Raw genomic sequence first — 19,587 nt, forward strand, 5'->3', positions numbered from 1 at the left:
ACCAGATGCGCACCCTGATTTCCACCGCCCGGCTGCAGCGCACCGGGGCCCGCCGCGTCTACTGGCTCGTCGTCACGCTCGTCATCGTCCTGTTCACCGTCGTGTTCATCGGCCCGCTGTACTGGATGGTGACCGGCGCGCTGAAGTCCGGGCCGGAGGTGGCCCAGATCCCGCCGACGCTGGTCCCGCACGACCCCCAGCCCGGCAACTACGCCGAGGCGTGGACCGCCCTGAGCCTCGGGCGGCTGCTGCTCAACACCGTCTGGTACGCGTTCGGCGCGCTCGCCTTCCAGCTGGTCTTCGACGTCGCGGCGGCCTACGCGTTCTCCAAGCTGCGCCCGGCCTTCGGCAACGTGTTCCTGGGGCTCATGCTGGCCACGCTGATGATCCCGTCGACGGTGCTGGTCATCCCGCAGTACGTCACCGCCATCGACCTGCCGCTGCTGCACTGGAACCTCATCGACACCCCGTGGGCGATCTGGCTGCCGGCGGTCACCAACGCCTTCAACATCTTCCTGCTCAAGCGGTTCTTCGACTCGATACCCGCGGACCTCATGGCCGCGGCCGCCATCGACGGCGCCGGACCCTTGCGCACCCTGTGGTCGATCGTGCTGCCGATCTCCCGGCCGATCCTCGGCGTCGTGTCCATCTTCTCGCTGACGGCCATCTGGAAGGACTTCCTGTGGCCGCTGCTGGTGGAGCCGTCGCAGGAGACGCGGACGGTCAACGTCGGCATCTACGCCTTCTCGCAGGGCCTCACCCAGAACGTCGTCATCGCCGGCGCGGTCATCGCCGCCGTGCCGACCGTCGTGTTCTTCCTCATCTTCCAGAAGAACATCATGTCCGGCCTCACCACCGGCAGCCTGAAGGGCTGATTCTGCTGATGTCACGTCGCATGCTTGCGGCGGCGATCTTCGCTGCCATCATCCTGTACCCCACGCCGGCCTCGGCCTCTTCTCCGGAAAAGCCCGGCGCCGATGTCCCGTTCACCACCTACGAGGCCGAGTCCGCTCTTTCCAACGGCGGCCGGGTCGGGCCCTCGTTCGCCTTCACCCAGCTCGCGGCCGAGGCGTCCGGGCGCCGGGCGGTCAGCCTGCGGGCCGGGCAGTGGGTCGAGTTCACGCTGCAGTCCAAGGCGGACGCGGTCAACGTGCGCTATTCGGTACCGGACGGGAGTCCCGACTCGAAGCTGCGCGTGTCGACCGGCGTGGAGCTGCCGCTCACCGCGCGGTGGTCGCACGTGTACGGCAATTTCCCGTACACGAACAACCCGGCCGACGGGGGCCAGCACCACTACTTCGACGACGTGCACGCGCTGCTCGGCCGGACCCTGCCCGCCGGGTCGAAGGTCCGGTTCACGGCCACCGCGCCGGTCGTGCTCGACCTGGCCGACTTCGAGCTCGCCGGCGGGCCGTCCGCCCGCCCGGCCGGGTTCCTCGATGTGCGGGATTTCGGCGCCGATCCGAGCGGGGTAGCCGACTCTGGGGCGGCGATCCAGGCCGCGCTCGACGCCGGGGCCCAGCAGGGCCGCGGCGTGTGGCTGCCGGCCGGCGTGTTCCGGGTCCAGCAGCACCTGACCGTGAACACCGTGACGCTGCGGGGCGCCGGGCCGTGGCACACCGTGCTGCGCGGGGCCGGCGTCGGCGTCTACGGGGCCGGCGGCGCGGCCGTGCACCTCGCGGACTTCGCGATCGCCGGGGACACCGTGGTGCGCGACGACTCCACATCGGACAGCGGCCTCGGCGGCACCATGGGCGGCGGGTCCACCGTCGACAACGTGTGGATCGAGCACACCAAGGTCGGCATGTGGTTCGACGGGCCCAGCGACGGGCTGACCGTCAGCCACGCCCGCATCCAGGACACGATGGCCGACGGCGTGAACCTGCACAACGGCGTCGCCCACACGGTCATCCGGGACACGTTCGTGCGCAACACCGGCGACGACGGACTGGCCATGTGGTCCGACGGCAACGCCGACCACGACAACGCGTTCGTGCACGACACCGTCATCGCGCCGCTGCTCGCCAACGCGTTCGCGATCTACGGCGGGCGGGACAACGCGGTCACCGACAGCGTGGCCGCCGACACCGTCACCCAGGGCGGCGGCGTGCACGTCGGCAACCGCTTCGGCGCGGTACCGCTCGCCGGCACCACCACCATCGCCCGCAACCTGATCCTGCGGGCCGGGAACCTGGTGCCGAACCCGCCGGAGGAGATCGGGGCGCTGTGGTTCTACGCCGCCGACGCGCCGATGACCGGTGCGGTCGACGTGCATGACGTGTCCATCGTGGACAGTCCGTTCGCGGCGGTGCAGTTTGTCGGGCAGCGCATCGACAACGTACGCCTCGATCGGGTCGCGATCGTGCGGGCCGGGACGTTCGCGGTGCAGCTGCAGGCGCCCGGGTCGGCGCGCATGTCCTGGGTGGTCGCGGCGGGGTTGGGGGCGGCCGGGCGGTACGACTGCGGCTCGGGTTTCGTGGTTGACCGCGGCGCCGGGAACCTCGGGTGGACGAGCGCGCGGTGCGGGTTCCCGGCGGCGGGGGCGCTGCGGCTGAGCGCGGACAGCCTCGACTTCGGCAACCAGGCGCTGCACACGGCCGGGACGAAGACGTTCACGATCGCCAACCCGGGGCCGGCGCCGATCGTCGTGCACGCGCTGCGGGCGCCGGCCGGCTATGCCGTCTCGTCGGCGTGCGCGACGATTCCGGTCGGCGGGTCGTGCACCGTGACGGTCACCTTCGACCCCGATCACGCCGGGGTGTTCGCCGAGCGGATCATGGTCGACACCAGCTCGCCGGCCGGGCCGTACGTGGTCGCCGTCCGCGGGGTCGGGTTCGATCCCGACGGAAACCTGGCGCTGGGGCAGCAGATCACGTCCAGCTCGCAGGCGCTGTCCTGGACCGGGCCGGCCAACCTCATCGACGGGGACCCGGGTACGTACTTCGAGTCGGCCAACAACGCGTTTCCGCAGACCGTCACGCTCGATCTCGGGTCTTCGCGGACCGTCTCCCGGCTGGTGCTGAAGCTGCCGGCGAACTGGGGGGCGCGCACGGAGACCATCGCGGTCGACGGCGTTGTCCCCGCCGCTGACTACACGCTCGATCCTGACACCGGCAACGCGGTCACCATCTCGTTTCCGCCTACGGCGCTTCGGACGCTGACGCTGACGTTCACCGGGAACAGCGGGTGGCCGGCGGCGCAGCTTTCGGAGCTCGAGGTCTACGCGCACTGAGGTTCCGTTCCCGTTCCTCGTGGATTTTCCGTTCCTCGTGGATTTTCCGTTCCTCGTGGATTTTCCGTTCCTCGTGGATTTTCCGTTCCTCTTGGATTTTCCGTTCCTCTTGGATTTTCCGTTCCTCTTGGATTTTCCGTTCTTGGATTTCCGTTCTCTGGAGGGAGGACACCATGCATCGACGTTTGATCACCGCGGCGACCGCCATCGCCGTGGTGCTCGGGGGCGCCGCCATCGCCCTCGTCGCCCGTCCCGCCGACGCGGCCACCGCTACCTACCAGGCCGAGTCGGCCGCCCTGTCCGGCGGTGCCGTCACCGCGACCGACCACACCGGCTACACGGGCTCCGGGTTCGTCGGCGGGTACACCGACGGCAACAAGGGCAACGCCGCCACCACGTTCACCGTGCAGGCGGGCAACCAGCTTGCCTTGCGGTACGCCAACGGGACCGGGTCGGCGAAGACCCTGTCGCTGTACGTCGGCGGGGTGCGGCTCCGGCAGATCACGCTGGCCGCCACCGCCAACTGGGACACGTGGGGGACCGCCACCGAGAGCGTGTCGCTGACCGGTTCGTCGAACACCGTCGCGTACCGGTTCGACAGCGCCGACTCCGGCAACGTGAACCTCGACAGCCTCACCGTGTCGTCGGCCGCTTCGAGTGGACTCGAAGCGGAGAACGCGGTGCTGTCCGGGGGCGCCTCGGTGGCGACCGACCACTCCGGGTACACCGGGACCGGGTTCGTCGGCGGGTACACGGACGGCAACAAGGGCAACGCTTCGACGACGTTCACGGTGCCGGCGACGTCGTCGCTGACGCTGCGGTACGCCAACGGGACCGGGTCTTCTCGCACGTTGTCGCTGTATGTCAACGGCGCTCGGCTGCGGCAGATCTCGTTGCCGGCGACGGCGAACTGGGACACGTGGGGGACGGCGACCGAGAGTGTGTCGCTGACCGGCTCGTCGAACACCGTCGCGTACCGGTTCGACGCCACGGACTCCGGCAACGTGAACCTCGACAATCTTTCCGTGGGTGCGGCGGCTTCGCCTTCGCCTTCCACGTCTCCTTCCGCCTCGACCTCGCCGCCGCCGACCGGCTCCGGCCGTTCGTATGAGGCCGAGGCCGCGTTCTTCTCGAGCGGGCCGAGTGTGGCGTCGAGCACCGGCGGCTACAGCGGCACCGGCTATCTCACCGGGTTCACCGGTGTCGGCGCGCGGGTCATCGCGACCGTGAACGCTCCCGCCGCCGGGGCGCGCCAGGTCGGGCTCCGGTACGGCAACGCGTCGGGTGCGGCGCGGACGCTCTCGCAGTACGTCAACGGGATCAAGATCGGGCAGGTGAGCCTGCCGGCCGGGTCGGGGTGGCTGACCGCCACGCAGACCGTGACGCTGCGCGCGGGGGTCAACCTCATCGGCTGGCAGGTCGACAGCGGTGACAACGGCGGGGTCAACGTCGATGTCATCACCGTTGACGGCGGGCTGGCGCTGGCGGCCCGCGGGGCGACGATGCCGTACACGGAGTACCGGGCGGCGGACGCTTCCACGAACGGCTCGAAGCTGGCGGCCAGCCGGACCTATCTGACGATGGCCAGCGAGGCGACCGGCCGCTCGGCGGTGCAGCTGACCGCGACCGGGCAGTACGTGCAGTTCACGCTGTCGAAGCCGGCCAACGCGCTGACCATCCGCTACTCGATCCCGGACTCCGGGGACGGGGCGGGGGCGAGTGCGCCGATCTCGCTGTACGCGAACGGCACGCACGTCAAGGACATCACGCTGACCTCGCGGTACTCGTGGGTGTACGGCGCCTACCCGTACACGAACGTCCCGTCGCAGGGCTCGGCCCACCACTTCTTCGACGAGACCCGGGCCACGATCGGCGACTTCCCGGCCGGAACCGTCCTGAAGCTGCAGAAGGACGCCGGCGACACGGCGAGCAGCTACACCATCGACGTCGTCGACGCCGAGCAGGTCGCGGCCGCCTTCGCCATGCCGGCCAACTTCGTGTCGATCACGTCCTCCGGGGCCACGTCGGGCGACGGTAGCGACGACACCGCCGCGATCAACAACGCGATCGCGTCGGCCCGCGCGGCCGGCAAGGGCGTGTGGATCCCGGCCGGCACGTTCGACATCACCGGCCGGGTCAACGTGCAGGGGGTGGCGGTCCGGGGCGCCGGGCAGTGGTACAGCACGCTCAAGGGACGCAACGGCAAGGGCGGTTTCTTCGCGACCGGCTCCGGCGTCACCATCGCCGACCTGACGGTTTCCGGCGACGTCACCTACCGCGACGACACGAACTTCGACACCGGCATCGAGGGCAACTTCGGCACCGGCTCGCTGCTGTTCGACGTGCGCATCGAGCACACCAAGACCGGCATGTGGATCTCCGCCGGCACCGACGGGCTCTACGCGGCCGCGATCCGCATCGCGAACACGTTTGCCGACGGCGTGAACCTCAACTCGCGCGACGGCGTCGTGCAGAACACCCGGATCGACCAGTCGGCGGTGCGCAACACCGGCGACGACGCCCTGGCGATGTTCTCGCAGACGAACCCGGTGACGAACTCGAAGTACACGTTCAACACGGTCCAGACCCCGCTGCTGGCCAACGCGGTCGGCATCTACGGCGGCAGCGGCAACGTGGTTTCCGACAACCTGCTCTCCGACACGGTCACCGGCGCGTCCGGCATCGCGATCAGCAGCCGGTTCGGCATCCCGTTCAGCGGCCCGACCACGGCCAGCCGCAACACCCTGACCCGCACCGGCGGCTACGAGCCGAACTGGGCGTCGAACCTCGGCGCGCTGTGGATCTACGCCGACCAGTCCGACATCACCACCCCGGTGACCGTCACCGACACCACCATCCTGGACAGCACCTACCAGGCGGTGCTGCTCAGCTACGGGCACCGCATCGGCAACCTGCTGCTGGACCACGTGACCATCAGCGGCGCCGGCACCTGGGGCATCGACGTCTACAACGTCACCGGCGCGCTGACCGCCAACTACGTCACCGTCACCGGCGCCGCCTCCGGCGGGCTCAACAACCCCGGCGGCTTCTCGATCACCCGCGGCCCGGGCAACTCGGGCTGGTAAACCGTACAACCACTGGGGAGACGCTCCATGCGTTCGAACGGCTGGTGGCGCACCGCCGCCATCTACCAGATCTACCTGCGCAGCTTCGCCGACGGCAACGGGGACGGCGTGGGCGACCTCGCCGGCCTGCGGGCGCGGCTGCCGTACCTGAGGGAGCTGGGCGTCGACGCGCTCTGGCTGACGCCGTGGAACGTCTCCCCGATGGCGGACGGCGGCTACGACGTCGCCGACTACCGCGACATCGACCCGCTCTTCGGCACCCTCGCCGACGCCGAGGAGTTCCTGGCCGAGGCGCACGAGCAGGGCCTTCGGGTGCTCGTGGACCTCGTCCCGAACCACTGCTCCGACGCCCATCCGTGGTTCCGGGCGGCGCTCGCCGCGCCGCCCGGCGACCCGGCCCGCTCCCGCTTCTGGTTCCACCCGGGCCGCGGCGCGGACGGCGAGCTGCCGCCCAACGACTGGCAGTCCTACTTCGGCGGCCCGGCCTGGACCCGCCTGCCGGACGGCGAGTGGTACCTGCACATGTTCGCCCCCCAGCAGCCCGAACTGAACTGGGAGCACGCCGGCGTCCGAGCCGAGTTCGAGGACGTGCTGCGCTTCTGGTTCGACCGCGGCGTGGACGGCTTCCGCATCGACGTGGCGCACGGCCTCATGAAGACCCCGGGCCTGCCGGACGTGGGCGCGGCGCCGGACCCGGCCGACCTGCCGTACCAGGACCACGACGGCGTCCACGAGATCTACCGCGCCTGGCGCGCGATCGCCGACAGCTACGCGGACCCGCGCGTGTTCGTGGGCGAGGTGTGGCTGCCGACGACGGCGCAGTTCGTGCGGTACCTGCGGGCGGACGAGCTGCACTCCGCGTTCAACTTCGAGTTCCTGTGCTGCGCGTGGGAGCCGAACGCGATTCGCAAGACCATCGACGACACGCTGGACACGCACCGCCTGGTCGGGGCGCCGCCGACGTGGGTACTGTCCAATCACGACACCATCCGCCACGTGACCCGCTACGGCCGCGAGGACACCACCTTCGACCTCGGCAACCGCCGGCACGGGGCGTTCACCGACCCGGTGCTGGGCGTGCGCCGGGCGCGCGCGGCGGCGATGCTGACGTTGGCGCTGCCCGGCGGGGTGTACGTCTACCAGGGGGACGAGCTCGGTCTGGCCGAGGTGGAGGACATTCCGCTCGACCGGATTCAGGACCCGACGTGGGAGCGGTCGTCGCACACCGACCGGGGCCGGGACGGTTGCCGCGTGCCCTTGCCGTGGTCGGGGGCCGCTTCGCCGTTCGGCTTCTCCTCGCCGGGCCCGTTCTCTTCGCCGGACTCGGCTTCTTCGCGGGACTCGTTGTCAGCGCCGGACTCGGCTTCTTCGCGGGACTCGTTGTCTGCGCCGGATTCCTTGTCCTCGGCGGGTTCCTTGTCCTCGGCGGGTTCCTTGTCGGCGCCGGGCTCTTTGCCTTCGCCGACTTCGCAGGAACCGTGGCTGCCGCAGCCGGCGTCGTGGGCGGCACTGACGGTCGAGGCTCAGGAAACCGATGCGTCTTCCATGCTGCACTTGTACCGGGCGGCGCTCGCACTCCGCACCGCCCAGCTGGTCTCGCTTCCTGAGGAGATCACCTGGCTCACGAGCGACGACGGCGTCCTGTCCTTCCGGCGCGGGGACGGGTTCGCCTGCGTCGTGAACTTCACCGCCGCGCCGGCCCGGTTGCCGGAGCATTCCGCGGTGTTGCTGTCCAGCGAGCCGCTGGTCGACGGGCAGTTGCCGGCCGACGGGTGCGCCTGGCTGGCCCTCTGACGATCGGTTGCCGTTAGTTTCCTGGCATTGGCCCTCGGCTGCTGTTGGTTTCCGGGCGCTGGCCCTGGGGTTGCTGTCGGTTGCCGGGCGCTGGCCTTCGGTTGCCGTTGGTTTCCGGGCGCTCCCGATGATCGCCCGGAAACGTTTCCGTCGTTGTTGCCGAGTTTCCGGACGCTTGCCGAAACGTCCGGAAACTCGGCAAGCGTCGGGAAACCTCGGTCGGGTCAGGGCACCACGGAGATGTGGTCGCAGCCGAAGAACGACGTGCCCACGCCGGGCCCGAAGCGACCGCGGACACAGATCTCGGTGGTGCCCGGCTGGATGCCGAGCCCGGTGACACTGGCGTGCAGCAGAGCATCGCGGTCGCCATCCACAGTGGACTCGTCGAGCTCGGGCGCGTACACGCCGTGCACCGTGTTGTGGACCTCGGCGCTGCCGGTGCCGGCGGCCACCAGCGGGCCGCGCACGCCGATGCGCACCGTCGGGGCCTGGATCGCGCCGGCGTTGAAGGCAATCGGGTTGCCGTACTCGCCGGCGTTCGTGGTCAGCACCACCACCGGCAGCTCGCCGTGCGGCACGACCTGCACCGGGTTGGTCAGACTGCCTGGCAGCACGTTGACCGCGACCGGCACGGCGCAGTCGATCGTGAACGTCACCGGCTTGCCGTCGTTGCCCGGCTTCACGTCGGCGACCTTGGCCTTGACCGGCGCGACGGACGTCGTCACCGTCACGGTCCGAGTCCCGGGGGCGGTGCACGTGACGGTGTAGTCGCCGCCGTACGTGACGACGTTGGGGGACTTCGGGTCCGTGCTCGGCTTCAGGTCCTTGCCGGCAAAGGTCCGGCTCGCCGGCGTCACGGTCAGTCCCGGGGAGGCGGCGACGGTCTGCGTCACGACCGCATCGACCGGTCCGGCGGGCCCGAGGTTCGCCACGCCGGCGGCCGCGTGCAGCGTGACCGGCTTGCCGACCACCCCGAGCGGATCGCCGGAGGCCGTGGCCGAGGTGACCGCCAGATCGGCCTGCACACACTCGCCATCCGCCGGGTTGGCCAGGCAGAACTCATGCACCGCCGGGCGCAGGTCCACGGTCGCGAGGTCGATCCCGGCGCGAAGGTCGTGCACCCGCACCGCGGCGGTATCGGCGTCGAAGGGCAGGAACAGCATCCCGGGCCCGTCGCGACGCACCATGCGTTCGGCGCCGGTTGGAGTCTGCTCGAAGTACCAACGCGGATCCCAGGCATTGAAGGAGCCGGCCGATGCGCCGGCGTCGTCGGTGAGGAAGAGCCGCAGCAGCGGGGGATCGCCGAGGTGGGAGTAGGAGCGCTCGTGCACCACGCTCGCGCGCTTGAGCGTGGCCGACGATGAGCCGAAGTCGAGCTCGACCACGAACGCCTTCGCCGGATCGTCGAAGTCGAACTTGGGCTGCGGCGCCGTCGCCGGATTCGTCGGCCCACCGTTCGAGGCCGACGTGGCCCGCACCGTCACCGTGACCCCGACAACCACCGCCGCGAGCACGGCGACCGTCGCGAGCGTGGTTCGTCTGATTCGCATGGTGGCCTCCCTCAGCACTTTCCGGCGACGCAGTTGGCGATGAACCAGTCCATCCGGCGGATGTCGGCGGCCTGGGGTGGTCGGCGGTCGCTGTTCATCAGGTCGGTGATGTCGGGCTCGGACAGTGACCAGTCCTGGGCCGGGTTCGGCCGGGTGTCGGTGATCGTGCGGCAGTCGGCGGGGGTGCGGCCCAGGTCCGGGGCGTCGGTCTGGCACTCGCCGCGGGAGTCCCACAGGTTCGGGAATGGAGCGTTCTCGAAGTAGCCGCCGGCGCAGCAGTACTCGTCGGCCAGGCCGAACGGGGCGTGGCCGGTCTCGTGCAGGACCGTGCCGAGGGAGCCGGGCTCGGCGGAGAAGACCGAACCGCCGATGGCGCAGTCGCGGAACGCGTCGGTGTGCAGGATCGTGCCGACGTCGCGCCAGGCGTACTGGAACCAGTTGTCCGGTGTCGTCAGCACGCACTCTGTCGCGCCCGGGTCCTCGCGGGTCGGTGCGGACACCCGGTCGGCGTCGCCGGTCTCGTCGGCCAGCCAGAAGTTGAACCGGCCCTGGTTGGCCAGGAACCAGTCCTGTCCGTAGTAGGCGCCCTTGATCACGTTGGCCACGTCGTCCTGGAACTTCGGGTCCCTGGCGTCCTTGTAGCTGTCCTGGTCGGGGATGAAGACCACGTCGACGCTGTTGGTCCGCGCGCCGGTGTAGATGACCGGGACGGCCGGACCTCCTTCGGAGTGGGGGCCTATCCCGCTCCGCCGCCAGCCGGTGAAGACCGTCTCGCCGTCCGCCTTCGCGACGCAGCCGTACAGCAGGTCGCCGCCCGGGATGTCCTCGACCACGAAGCTCGTGGTGGACTTGTTGCTCACGTCGACGTCGGCCGCGGCCTGGTCGCCGACCCAGATCTGCAGCGTGTCCGCGATCTTCTTGTGGTCCACGAGCGGCGGCGCGGGCGAGCCGTCGGACAGGTCCTCCACGGTGTCGCCGACCTGCACCGTCCCGTCCAGTGCCTCGACCGTGATCGTCACGTCGTCGCCGGCCTGCGGCCACAGCGGTGAGTGGGTGCACCGCACGGCCAGCCCGTCGGTCGCGGAGGGCACGTCGACCTCGACCCGGAACCGCAGGTCCGCGTTGCCGTCGCCGTCCTGGCTGCCGCCGCTGGTGATCGACGTGACGCAGCTGCCGGGCGCCTCACCGGCCACGGAACAGGGCAGGAGCGTGACGTGGAGATCGAGTTCCGTACCGACGGCGCTGGAGATGTCGCATACGTCGTCGTCGAAGTTGAGCGTGTCGTCGTCGTCGAGGAGCTTGATCACGACCCAGGCCTCTGAGGTCTGGTCGACGTCGAACTCCTTCTCCGCCGTCCAGTTCGGCGAGATCGAATCCTCGTCGGTGATCTCCCCGAACGTGAACTCCTCTCCCTCGATTCCGATCGTCGCCTTGAAGTCCGAGCCGGACCCGTTGTCGGTACAGCCCTGCTGCTGCACGTGCTCGACGACGATCCGCAGTTTGACCGTGCTCGAAGCCCACGAGTTCGGCGTCACGGCCGACTGCGTGGCGAGCACCATGCCGACACACACCAGCGCGGCAATCGTTTTCCGTCGCTTCATTGATATCTCACCCCTCCCGTCCGATTCCAGGGATGAACAGCCTGGTCGGCGACCTTCGGGAGGCGTTCGGGATTTGTTCAGACAGCGGCCGGAAACGCCGCCGGGGGCACGTCGATCTCGCGCATCCGGCTGACGTATTCCCGATAGTGCCGGGCCGCCTCGCCGTGCCGCCCGGCGCTGGAGAGCGCGCGAATCAGCCCCAGGTGCGCGGGCTCGTCGTACCGGTCGTCCTCGGCCAGCCGCCGGTACCAGCCGACGGCGGCGTCGGCCCGCCCCGCGAGCAGGCACCGCCCGGCCAGCCGCCGCACCACCTCACGATGCAGCCCGGCGAGCACGGTTCGAGGCCGCTCGAACCAGTCGCCGGCGAGGTCCCCGGTGTCGTCGAAGTCGCCCGGGTACAGCGCGAGCACCGCCTCCAGCCGCGCCGCCGCCAACCCGCCGCCGTCACTGCCGGCCGTCGCGGCATCGGCGGCGATCACCGCGCGGGCGGCGTCGTGGAACCGCAGGCTGTCCAGCGCGGCGTGGTCCGGGTTGATCCGCACGGTGGCCGGGTCGGTGACGAGGTACCGGTCGGTCGGGTACCGTCGGCCCGGGTCGAGCACGCCGCGGACGGTGGAGATGAGCACCGACAGCCGGCGCAGCGCGATCGGCACGGGCACGTCCGGCCACAGCGCGGTGGCCAGCGCCGGGCGCGGAGCCGGTCGGCCGAGCAGCCCGGCCAGCACCTTGAGCAGGTCCCGGGCCTTGCGCGACTGCCAGCGGCTCCCCGGCACGGGCACGCCCGCCAGCCGTACCTCGAAATGGCCCAGCACCCGCACCTCGACCTCGGCCGCGGGCAGCGCCCCGATCGCCGCGAGCGGGCCGGCGATGTGCCACGCGCCCTCCTGCACGCCGAGCTGGAGCAGCCGTTCGCGGGCGATCTCCTCGGCCAGGCGGTCACCCCTGACCCGGGCCTGCAGCGCCGCGTTGACGGCCAGCGCCAGCTCGTTGCCCAGCTCCGCCCAGATGCCCGCCGCTTCGAGCAGACTCGAGCTCGCGCGCCTGCTTGCTTCGAGGTGACCCGCGTCGGCGCGCGGCGGCGCCAGTGCCGCCAGGGCGGCCAGTTCGAGGGCCTCGGCGAGCCCGGCCGGATCGCGCCGCCGGCCCGCCTGGACCCGCACCGTGTCCGCGTGGCGCAGGGCCGTCGCGGTGTCGCCGGAACACAGTGCGATCCAGCCGGCGGCCAGCTCACCGCCCGGCGAGGCCAGTTCGAGGTGCCGGGCCGCCGCGGCGGGGTCGTCGGCGTGCTGGATGCGCGCCAGACCCGCGTGCGCCTCGGTCGAGGCCTGCGCGTTTCCGTGCGGCTCGGCCACCGCCAGCGCGGCCTGGTAGGCGGCCATGGCCTGATGCATCGCCCCGCGGGCCAGGTGTACGCGCCCGGTGAGCATGTGGCCGAAGGCGGCCAGCGGCGAGCGCGCCTGCTGCCACAACGACACGGCCTGGTCGGCGTCGGCCCGCGCCTGCTCCAGCCGGCACAGCCCCAGCCACGCCTCGGCTCGGTTGATCAAGGCGAGGGCCAGCAGCGTCGGGTGTACGGTCTGCGCTCCGAGCCGCACGGCCTCGTCCAGTTCCTCGACGGCCGCGCGGTACCGGCCCTCCTCGATCAGCCGGGAGCCGACGTTGCAGTGGATGCGCAGCTGCTGTTCGACGTCGCCGGCCCGCCGGGCAGCGGCCAGGGCCCGGGCGTAGGCGTGCTCGTTGCCCGCCCGGTCGCCGTCGGTGAAGGCCGCCAGCGCCTGGGCCACGTATGCCGCCGCGATGGCCTGGTCGTCGCCGCACCGCTCCGCGATTCGCACCGCCTCACCGGCCAGCCGCCGCGCTTCCGGCTGGTCGCCGATCGCCCACCGCACGGACGCCCGTCCGGCGAGCACCTGGGCATGATCGGCGAGCAAAGATGCGTCCGGCGCTGATTGATCCGTTGCGGCCCGCGCGTAGCAGGTGTCGGCGGCCTCGAACTCGCCGCGCAGGTGCAGCGCGCGGCCGAGGCGCCACGCGAGGGACGCGGGCAGGGGCAGGTCCGGCGGCAGGGCCGCGAGGTGGCGCAGGGCCTCGTCGGCCCGTCCCGCCTGGAGGGCCGTTTCGACCTGATCCAGGTCCGCGGTCACCCGTTGGACGGTATCGATGGCATTTGTTCCGCGACAATCACATAACCGACGCACCCCGAGCAGGGAAAACGACCCGAGGGCGGCGAGGTCAGACGAGTTGCTGGCCGCCGTCGACGTCGTAGGTGGCGCCGGTCAGGGCGGTGTTGGTCATCAGGTGGACGGCCAGGGCGGCCACGTCCTGCGGGACCACCACGCGGGCGATCGGCAGGGTGCGGCGCAGCTCGTCGCGGCGGCGGTCCAGGTCGTCGCCGAGCAGGCGGGCCGAGAGCGGGGTGTCGACGAAGCCGGCGGCGATCGCGTTCACGCGGATCGGGGCGAGCTCGATGGCCAGGTTGGCGATCAGGGCGGGCTTGGCCGCGGTCATCGCGCCGGGCAGGACCATGCCGGGGCCGGGGCGGCGGCCGCCGGTACCGCTCATGAACAGCAGCGTCCCCGCCGGGCGGATGCGGCCCGTGACCGTGCGGGCGAGCTGGATGGGCAGCCAGAGGTGCTCCTCGACCACGCGGCGGGCCCGGTCGAGATCGAGCTCGGCGAGGCGGGAGTAGTAGTTCCCGCCCGCCGTGACCAGGACGTGGTCGACCGGGGACGGGAGGTCCTCGAAGAACCGCTGGAGGGCCTCGGGATCCGTAGCGTCGAAGGCGGCCGTCTGCGTGGCCCCGACGTCGGCGGCGGCGTGGGAGAGGCGGTCCGGGTCCCGACCCACCAGTACAACCGCGGCACCTTGACCGTGGGCCAGCCGGGCTGTCTCCAGGCCGATGCCGGCGCTGCCGCCCAGCAGCACGACGGTCTGGCCGTCCAGGGGGCCGCTCACGACTCGTCCTTGAAGCGCACCAGCGAAGCGTAGGCCGGGAACCGCGGGCGAGCGCCCCGCCGGAGGGGTGAGGTCGGTGACTATGGCGAAGGAGCCGAGCCGTCCACGGTACGGACCAGCAGCCAGACCCCCGTCGCCCGCAGGCGTTCCACGAGGTCCAGGCCGGCGCGCTGGTCGGCGCCGGGCAGGACGAAGACGAACTCGGCGCCCTCGCCGCGGCCGCCGGGCCAGGCCACCGTCGCCGGGGTGCGGACGAAGGTCAGGCCGGCGGCCACCAGGGCCCGGTCGACCGCCTCGATGCCGTCGCCGGCCGTGGTCAGGTGGTACGCCTTCACGCCGCGGTAGATGCGCATGCCTGATTGTTGTGCGGCGGCCGGGTGAAATCACGTCCGGCTGGGAAGGATAGGGGCATGACGGCGGTGTACACCTGGGACGTCTTCGCCACGCTCGACGGGTACGGCTCGTACGCCGAGCCGGGGGACTGGGGCGGCTACTGGAGCAAGCAGGGGCCTGAGCTGCTCGCCCACCGTGCCGCGCTGTTCGACACCCCGCAGCGGATGGTGTACGGCGCGACCACCTTTCGCGAGATGGCCGAGATCATGGGGTCGGGGCTCGACCCGAACGCGCTCGACGAGTGGAACCTGCGGACCATGCGCGCGCCGGCGACGGTGATCTCGTCGACGCTCACCGACACGCTGGGCTGGCCGGACGCCACGATCGCGCGGGGCGACGCGGTGGAGATCGTGCAGGGGCTGAAGGAGGCTTCGGACGTACCGCTGCGATCTCAGGCCAGTCTCTCGCTGAACTGGTCGCTGCTGGCGGCCGGGCTGGTCGACCGGCTGCAGGTGACGATCTTCCCGGTGATCTCGGGCCGGACCGGCACCAGCCCGATCCTCGGCGGCGCGGGGGACTTCGACCTGGAGCTGCTCGAGCAGCGCACGCTGGACGGGCACACGCAGGAGCTCGTGTACCGTCCCACGGCGCACTGATGCCGCCTCCCGCGCTGGTCGAGCTGCTGTGTGACGTGTCCCGGGCGACCGTGCACTACGAGGTGCGCGACGATCGGGGCCGCACGATGGACACGCTGAAGGTCGTCCCCGATCCGGAAGGCGGCTACCTCGCGGTGTACCACTGCGGCGTCGGCCGCGGCATGTTCGAGGTGCACGTGGCGACCTCGCCGGACCTCGCCACCTGGACCTCGCGGGCCCGCCTCGACGCGTTCGCCTCCCAGCCGCACATCCTGGGGCTGGACGACGGCGGGTTCCTGGTCGCGATCGAGGCGGGCGGGGCCGGCACCCCGCCGTGGCTGCGCCTGCTGGACTACCCGACCCGCGCCGACCTCCTCGCCGGTACGGCCGCCCGCACCTTCGACGCGCCGCACACGCTGGTGCCGCGGCGGAAGTACGCCGAGGGTACGCCGAACATCTACTCGGCCTCCGCCGACCGCGAGCGCATCGAGGTCGGCTTCCACTACTTCCGGCGGGGCCGCGTGGACCGGCAGGGGCGCGGCGTCCTGGAGGGCTTCAGCGAGTGGTCGGCCACGCCCGAGCCGTACATCGACAGCGCGCTGGAGCGCTGGGGCGTGCGCGGCAACGTCGGCGGGCGGGACGCGTTCCGGTGGGACGGGCGGGAGTACCTGCTGGTCGAGGGGCAGACCGAGGTGCACGGCTGGCACACGTGGCGGACGTACCTCTACGACGTGGCCGAGCAGAGCGCCTGGCCGCTGCCGATCCTCACGCACGGGGGGAGCGCGGCGATCGCGAATCCCTCGGTCACGCTGCTCGACCTGCCGTCGGGCGAACCGGGGCTGGTGGTCACCGCCTACCTGTTCCACGTCGGCGCGGCGACCGGCGAGGGCGGACCTATGCTGTTCCACCGCGCAACAGGGCGGCCATCTGCGGGAGCTTGAAGTAGTCCGCGGTCGCCGCCGCCGAAGGTGACCCGCCGTCCGGGTCTGCGCCCGCCGCGAGCAGCGCCGTGACCGTCTCCGCGTTCTGGCGGAACACCGCCGCCGCCAAAGCTGTCTGCCCTCGGTCGTTCACCCGGTCCGGGTCCGCGCCGGAGGAGAGCAGGGCGGCCACGGTCGCGGGATGGTTGTGGTACGCCGCGAGGATCAGCAGCGTGTCGCCCTTGTCGTTGGTGAGGTTCACCGGCACGCCGGCCGTGACCTGGGCCGTCAGCGCTTCGCAGGCGCCGGAACGGGCCAGGTCGAACATGCGGTGGGCGAACGCGAGGGTCTCGTCGTCGAGCTCCGGCACGAGCGCCAAGTTTACGCTGGCGAGAAACTTGCGGTACGTGGCTTTCAAGACACTTCCGCCGGGTGCGCGCAGGGTGTGAGCTGCAGGGGTGACAGGGATCCACCGGGTCGTGGTGCTCGTGCTGGACGGGGCCAAGCCGCTCGACGTCGGGATTCCGGCGCAGGTGTTCACCAACCGGCCCGGGATGCCGTACGAGGTGCACGTCTGCGGCGCCGCGCCGGGGCTGGTGGCGGGCGGGGACGGGCTCGCGTACCACGTCGCCGAGGGGCTCGACGCGTTCGCGGCGGCGGACACGATCTTCATTCCGGGGTACCGGCATCCGGATCGTGAGGACCCGCCCGGCGAGGTCGTCGCGGCGCTGCGGGACGCGCACGCGCGCGGGAAACGGCTCGCGGCCATCTCGACGGGGGCGTTCGCCCTGGCCGCGACCGGGCTGCTGGACGGCAAGCGGGCCACGACGCACTGGCACTACACGCACGAGCTGGCGCGGCGGCATCCCGGGATCCGGGTCGACGAGGACGTGCTGTTCGTGGACGAGGGGGAGGTGCTCACCTCGGCCGGGGCGGCCAGCGGGATCGACCTCTGCCTGCATCTGGTACGCCGCGATCACGGCGTGGCCCTCGCGAACGTCGTCGCCCGGCGGCTCGTCGCGGCGCCGTACCGCAGCGGGGGTCAGGTGCAGTACATCCCGCGCAGCGTGCCCGAGGCGGTCGGCGAGCACTTCGCGGCGACCCGGCAGTGGGCCCTGCAGCGGCTCGGCGACTCGCTCGCGCTGGAGGACCTGGCCCGCAACGCGCGGGTGTCGGCGCGGACGCTGTCGCGGCGGTTCGTGGAGGAGACCGGGTACACGCCGACGCAGTGGATCCTGCGCGCCCGCGTCGACCGGGCGCGGGAGCTGCTGGAGCGCAGCGGGCTCGGCGTCGAGCAGATCGCGGCGCAGGTCGGGCTCGGCACCGGGTCGAACCTGCGGCTGCATTTCCAGCGCATCCTGGGCACGTCGCCGAGCGAGTACCGCAAGACGTTTGGCGCGAACCTTGCGGGAAGTGGCGAGCGGCCCGCTGTCGGCTGAACCTCGCATTCGCGACTATCAGTACATGACTGGACGAATTGCCATCAACGGCTTCGGACGCATCGGCCGGAGCGTGCTGCGCGCGATCGTGGAGCGGGACGCGGATCTGGAGGTCGTCGCCGTCAACGACCTCGCCGGGCCGGCGGCGCTGGCGCAGCTGTTCAAGTACGACAGCACGCTTGGTCGTTTCGAGCGGCCGGTCAGTGCCGAGGCGGACGGGCTGGTCGTCGACGGGCGCCGCATCCGCGCGCTGGCCGAGCGCGAGCCGCAGAAGCTGCCGTGGGCCGAGCTCGGGGTCGACATCGTGCTGGAGGCCACCGGCCGGTTCACCGCCGCCGACGCCGCCCGCGCGCACCTGGACGCCGGGGCGGAGCGGGTGCTCGTCGGCGCGCCGTCCGCGGGGGCCGACGTCACGCTCGCCTACGGGGTGAACACCGACGCGTACGACCCGTACCGGCACACGATCGTGTCGAACGCGTCCTGCACGACCAACGCGCTCGCGCCCCTCGCCGCGGTGCTCGACGGGCTGGCCGGGATCGAGCACGGGTTCATGACCACGATCCACGCGTACACGCAGGAGCAGAACCTGCAGGACGGCCCGCACCGCGACCCGCGCCGGGCCCGCGCGGCCGGGGTCAACATCGTGCCGACCACGACCGGGGCGGCCAAGGCGATCGGGCTGGTGCTGCCGGGCCTGGCCGGGCGGCTGTCCGGCGACTCGATCCGGGTGCCGGTCCCGGTCGGCTCGCTCGTCGAGCTCAACGCGACCGTCGAGCTGGAGGTGAGCCGCGAGGCCGTCCTGGACGCCTACCGCGAGGCCGCGTCCGGAGAGCTCAAGGGCATCATCTCGTACTGCGACGAGCCCATCGTCAGCAGCGACATCGTCGGCGACCCGGCGTCGTGCATCTTCGACTCCGCGCTGACCAGGGTCGACGGGCGGCATGTGAAGGTCGTCGGCTGGTACGACAACGAATGGGGCTTCGCCAACCGCGTGGTCGACACCCTCACGCTGATGAGCGCAAAAAGCATCGCCTAGATCGCAAACGGTTACGGGGCGGCGGCGGTCGATGCCCGGACGATGAGCTCGGGCTCGAACAGCTCCTCGTCCAGCGCCACCGGCCGCCGCTCGATCTGGGCGACCAGCGAGTTCACCGCGGCCACCCCGATCGCCGCGATCGGCTGGCGGACGGTGGTCAGCGGCGGGTCCATCATCGGCATGTACACCGAGTCGTCGAAGCCCACCACCGAGAGCTCCTCGGGCACCCGGCGGCCCTGCTTGCGGGCGCCGCGGATGGCCCCCAGGGCGAGCGTGTCGCTGGCGCAGACCACGGCGGTCACCCCGGCCTCCAGCAGCGGGGCGACCGCCGTCTGGCCGCCGGCGATGGAGAACATGGTGTGCGCGACGAGCGTGCCGCCGAGGCGGTGGAACTCGGCCAGCTTGCGCTCCGAGGGCACGTGCCCGCGCGGCCCGACGATCAGCCCGATCCGCTGGTGGCCCAGGTCGCGCAGGTGGGTCATGGCCAGGTCCACCGCGACCGCGTCGTCGACCGCGACCCGGGGCACCCCGAGGTTCTCGTCGGCCTCGTTGATGAGCACGATCGGCAGCTTGCGGGCCCGCAGCGCCTTGGTCTGCTCGGGGCCGGCGTCGACGTAGCTGGCCGCCACGAAGATGATCCCGGCGACCTTGCGGGCCAGCAGCATCTCGATGTAGTGCGCCTCGGAGACCCCGTCGGCGGTGCGGGTGCACAGCACCGGGATCAGGTTGCGGCGCACCAGGGCGCCGGCCATCGCCTCGGCGTAGGCCGGGAAGACCGGGTTGTGCAGGTCCGGCAGCACCATGCCGACCAGGCTGCCCTGCTCGCGGCGGTGCCGGGTCGGGCGCTGGTAGCCCAGCACGTCGAGCGCGGTGAGCACCGCGTTGCGGGTGTCGGCGCCGATCCCGGGCACGTCGCGCAGCACCCGGCTGACCGTCGCCTCGCTGTATCCGGCGTACTTCGCCACCTCGGAGAGCCTCGTCGCCACGGGAGCAGCGTACCGCCTCC

Annotated in this window: 15 protein-coding genes; 8 read left to right on the top strand and 7 right to left on the bottom strand. The window is 71.5% G+C overall.

Annotated features, from left to right (window positions below):
- The first annotated feature begins 5 nt into the window (after window positions 1-5).
- From ACQPZ4_RS22675 to ACQPZ4_RS22690, 4 genes are all read left to right on the top strand, one after another.
- Window positions 6-875, top strand: a complete 870-nt coding sequence (locus tag ACQPZ4_RS22675) for a carbohydrate ABC transporter permease (RefSeq protein ID WP_433064561.1) — start codon at window positions 6-8, stop codon at window positions 873-875.
- An 8-nt stretch (window positions 876-883) separates the two neighbouring features.
- Window positions 884-3,232 (top strand): choice-of-anchor D domain-containing protein, encoded by a 2,349-nt coding sequence (locus ACQPZ4_RS22680; protein WP_433064564.1) that lies wholly within the window; start codon window positions 884-886, stop codon window positions 3,230-3,232.
- A gap of 173 nt (window positions 3,233-3,405) precedes the next feature.
- Window positions 3,406-6,318: a CBM35 domain-containing protein gene (locus ACQPZ4_RS22685; protein WP_433064567.1), complete on the top strand. Its 2,913-nt coding sequence runs from the start codon at window positions 3,406-3,408 to the stop codon at window positions 6,316-6,318.
- 27 nt (window positions 6,319-6,345) lie between these two features.
- Complete coding sequence (locus ACQPZ4_RS22690) at window positions 6,346-8,112, top strand: glycoside hydrolase family 13 protein (RefSeq protein WP_433064570.1); 1,767 nt, start codon at window positions 6,346-6,348, stop codon at window positions 8,110-8,112.
- Between the two features lie 224 nt (window positions 8,113-8,336).
- Here ACQPZ4_RS22690 and ACQPZ4_RS22695 read toward each other — a convergent pair whose 3' ends face one another.
- The 5 genes from ACQPZ4_RS22695 to ACQPZ4_RS22715 form a co-directional block, all read right to left on the bottom strand.
- On the bottom strand, window positions 8,337-9,662 hold the full coding sequence (locus tag ACQPZ4_RS22695) for a hypothetical protein (protein ID WP_433064573.1): 1,326 nt from the start codon (window positions 9,660-9,662) through the stop codon (window positions 8,337-8,339).
- Window positions 9,663-9,673: 11 nt separating this feature from the next.
- Window positions 9,674-11,263: a hypothetical protein gene (locus ACQPZ4_RS22700; RefSeq protein WP_433064576.1), complete on the bottom strand. Its 1,590-nt coding sequence runs from the start codon at window positions 11,261-11,263 to the stop codon at window positions 9,674-9,676.
- 77 nt (window positions 11,264-11,340) lie between these two features.
- A complete protein-coding gene (locus ACQPZ4_RS22705) occupies window positions 11,341-13,173 on the bottom strand; it encodes a BTAD domain-containing putative transcriptional regulator (protein WP_433064578.1) in 1,833 nt (610 codons plus the stop codon).
- Window positions 13,174-13,495: 322 nt separating this feature from the next.
- Window positions 13,496-14,218: an SDR family oxidoreductase gene (locus ACQPZ4_RS22710; protein WP_433064581.1), complete on the bottom strand. Its 723-nt coding sequence runs from the start codon at window positions 14,216-14,218 to the stop codon at window positions 13,496-13,498.
- A gap of 80 nt (window positions 14,219-14,298) precedes the next feature.
- Complete coding sequence (locus ACQPZ4_RS22715; RefSeq protein WP_433064584.1) at window positions 14,299-14,571, bottom strand: hypothetical protein; 273 nt, start codon at window positions 14,569-14,571, stop codon at window positions 14,299-14,301.
- Between the two features lie 57 nt (window positions 14,572-14,628).
- Between ACQPZ4_RS22715 and ACQPZ4_RS22720 the strand changes: the two genes are divergently transcribed.
- The gene (locus tag ACQPZ4_RS22720; RefSeq protein ID WP_433064587.1) at window positions 14,629-15,207 is read left to right on the top strand and encodes a dihydrofolate reductase family protein; all 579 of its coding nucleotides are present in this window, start codon (window positions 14,629-14,631) and stop codon (window positions 15,205-15,207) included.
- Window positions 15,207-16,127, top strand: coding sequence for a hypothetical protein (locus ACQPZ4_RS22725; RefSeq protein ID WP_433064590.1), 921 nt, complete (start codon window positions 15,207-15,209; stop codon window positions 16,125-16,127). Before ACQPZ4_RS22720 ends, ACQPZ4_RS22725 begins: the two co-directional genes overlap by 1 nt.
- Here the strand turns inward: ACQPZ4_RS22725 and ACQPZ4_RS22730 are convergent.
- Window positions 16,081-16,434: an ankyrin repeat domain-containing protein gene (locus ACQPZ4_RS22730; RefSeq protein WP_433066614.1), complete on the bottom strand. Its 354-nt coding sequence runs from the start codon at window positions 16,432-16,434 to the stop codon at window positions 16,081-16,083. The genes ACQPZ4_RS22725 and ACQPZ4_RS22730 overlap by 47 nt on opposite strands.
- 130 nt (window positions 16,435-16,564) lie before the next feature.
- On the opposite strand from ACQPZ4_RS22730, the gene ACQPZ4_RS22735 reads away from it, so the two are divergent.
- Complete coding sequence (locus ACQPZ4_RS22735; protein WP_433064593.1) at window positions 16,565-17,545, top strand: GlxA family transcriptional regulator; 981 nt, start codon at window positions 16,565-16,567, stop codon at window positions 17,543-17,545.
- Window positions 17,546-17,570: 25 nt separating this feature from the next.
- Complete coding sequence (gene gap, locus ACQPZ4_RS22740; RefSeq protein WP_433064595.1) at window positions 17,571-18,581, top strand: type I glyceraldehyde-3-phosphate dehydrogenase; 1,011 nt, start codon at window positions 17,571-17,573, stop codon at window positions 18,579-18,581.
- An 11-nt stretch (window positions 18,582-18,592) separates the two neighbouring features.
- Here the strand turns inward: gap and ACQPZ4_RS22745 are convergent, their stop codons facing one another.
- On the bottom strand, window positions 18,593-19,567 hold the full coding sequence (locus ACQPZ4_RS22745) for a LacI family DNA-binding transcriptional regulator (RefSeq protein WP_433064598.1): 975 nt from the start codon (window positions 19,565-19,567) through the stop codon (window positions 18,593-18,595).
- Window positions 19,568-19,587: the final 20 nt, after the last annotated feature.

Origin of the sequence: Dactylosporangium sp. CS-033363 (assembly GCF_050942475.1) — a bacterium.
Lineage (GTDB): Bacteria > Actinomycetota > Actinomycetes > Mycobacteriales > Micromonosporaceae > Dactylosporangium.

Bases quoted from the DNA above. Each gene is read 5' to 3' on its own strand.
- ACQPZ4_RS22700 (WP_433064576.1), bottom strand. From the start codon at position 11,263: ATGAAGCGACGGAAAACGATTGCCGCGCTGGTGTGTGTCGGCATGGTG.
- ACQPZ4_RS22720 (WP_433064587.1), top strand. From the start codon at position 14,629: ATGACGGCGGTGTACACCTGGGACGTCTTCGCCACGCTCGACGGGTAC.
- ACQPZ4_RS22685 (WP_433064567.1), top strand. From the start codon at position 3,406: ATGCATCGACGTTTGATCACCGCGGCGACCGCCATCGCCGTGGTGCTC.
- ACQPZ4_RS22725 (WP_433064590.1), top strand. From the start codon at position 15,207: ATGCCGCCTCCCGCGCTGGTCGAGCTGCTGTGTGACGTGTCCCGGGCG.
- ACQPZ4_RS22680 (WP_433064564.1), top strand. From the start codon at position 884: ATGTCACGTCGCATGCTTGCGGCGGCGATCTTCGCTGCCATCATCCTG.
- gap (WP_433064595.1), top strand. From the start codon at position 17,571: ATGACTGGACGAATTGCCATCAACGGCTTCGGACGCATCGGCCGGAGC.
- ACQPZ4_RS22690 (WP_433064570.1), top strand. From the start codon at position 6,346: ATGCGTTCGAACGGCTGGTGGCGCACCGCCGCCATCTACCAGATCTAC.
- ACQPZ4_RS22695 (WP_433064573.1), bottom strand. From the start codon at position 9,662: ATGCGAATCAGACGAACCACGCTCGCGACGGTCGCCGTGCTCGCGGCG.
- ACQPZ4_RS22730 (WP_433066614.1), bottom strand. From the start codon at position 16,434: ATGTTCGACCTGGCCCGTTCCGGCGCCTGCGAAGCGCTGACGGCCCAG.
- ACQPZ4_RS22675 (WP_433064561.1), top strand. From the start codon at position 6: ATGCGCACCCTGATTTCCACCGCCCGGCTGCAGCGCACCGGGGCCCGC.
- ACQPZ4_RS22715 (WP_433064584.1), bottom strand. From the start codon at position 14,571: ATGCGCATCTACCGCGGCGTGAAGGCGTACCACCTGACCACGGCCGGC.